Raw genomic sequence first — 1,368 nt, 5'->3', positions numbered from 1 at the left:
AATCGAGTAGGAAGATAGCCATTAGTTGGCTACCTGTCCTCTCACACCACCGTACGTACCGTTCGGTATACGGCGGTTTGTTAGAATAATGTTGTCTGTGCTCTCTTCTTCTTCCAATAGTAGGTATCCATGAAGCCTCGGTAGCCGCGGCGTTTAAGTTCTTCCAACGTGAGTGTTGTTGAAAGAATCCATCCCTGTGCCGCCCTGATATAACCCTTGCTGCTATGCGCCCACCTGTAGGCGTCCCGTTTAGAAGCCCCTAATTTAAGGAGCCCCTTTATTCTCGCAGACGCACGTTTCCATGCTTTCCACTGGTGCATTCGCAGCCGTACCCGCACGTAATGGTCAATTTTCTTCAGAGGGCGGGTTATCGCTCTGGCTAGCTTAAAGTAATTTACCCAACCATCAATTACGACTTGAAGGTTATGTAGCACTTGCTGTTCCGACTTTCCATTGTTACGTTTAGTTATGCCTTTACATTTTGCTTTGATTCGGGTAATGGAACTTTTCGCTAATTGGATCAGCCAACTTTGTGTCGGGCTTTTCTCGAAAGAGAAGCCAAGCAGTGTGCTGTCATCTCCATAGCTGACCTTGGTCTTGTCCATGTTCACTTTTAGCAATAATTCTCCTTCGAGGTAATTAGTGATACTTGTCCTGACCCTCGAGGCCGCCCGTTCGGTCTTAACGTAAATACTGCAGTCATCGGCATACCGAACAAATACGTGTCCCCTTCGTTCAAGTTCCCTGTCCAGTTCATCCAACACTATATTGGAAAGCACTGGGCTTAATGGGCTACCTTGTGGTGTTCCCGCCGTCCTTACGGTTTCCACGCCTTGTTCAAGTATCCCAGTGGTAAGAAATTTTCTGATAAGCTTTAAAGCTGGCTTGTCCTTTATGGATTTACTTAGCCTGCTCATCAGGCGGTCGTGGTTTACCTTATCGAAGAATTTCTCCAGATCAAGCTCCACCACCCATTCCTTTCCGTCCTTAAGGTAACTTTGTGCCTGTAATACGGCCTGATGTGCATTCCTGTTCGGTCGAAAGCCATAACTGTAGTTCGAGAACTGTGCCTCGTAGATAGGGATGAGCAATTGGCTTAACGCCTGCTGCAACATCCTGTCGATAACTGTAGGGATGCCAAGTATCCGAATGCCGCCGTCAGGTTTGGGTATCTCTACCTTTCTTACGGGGCTTGGACGATAGCTCCCATCCAGCAGGCTTGACTTTAGCATTTTCCAGTTTGCGTTCAGGTAGTCCCGAAGCTCATCGGTCTGCATCCCGTCCACACCTGCAGCGCCTTTATTGCGTGTAACCTGCAATAATGCCCTCTCGATGTTCCTTCTGTCTACAATCCGTTCTAACGTAACC

Annotated in this window: 1 protein-coding gene; it reads right to left on the bottom strand. The window is 47.9% G+C overall.

The window, feature by feature from the left end; genetic code table 11:
* Positions 1–80 precede the first annotated feature (80 nt).
* Positions 81–1,368 (bottom strand): group II intron reverse transcriptase/maturase (ltrA, locus tag BM207_RS18985; protein ID WP_090998342.1); only part of this gene is annotated, 1,288 nt, incomplete at its 5' end.

It is taken from the genome of Pedobacter insulae, assembly GCF_900113525.1.
Lineage (GTDB): Bacteria > Bacteroidota > Bacteroidia > Sphingobacteriales > Sphingobacteriaceae > Pedobacter > Pedobacter insulae.
This window is presented reverse-complemented; position numbering and strand designations above follow the sequence as displayed.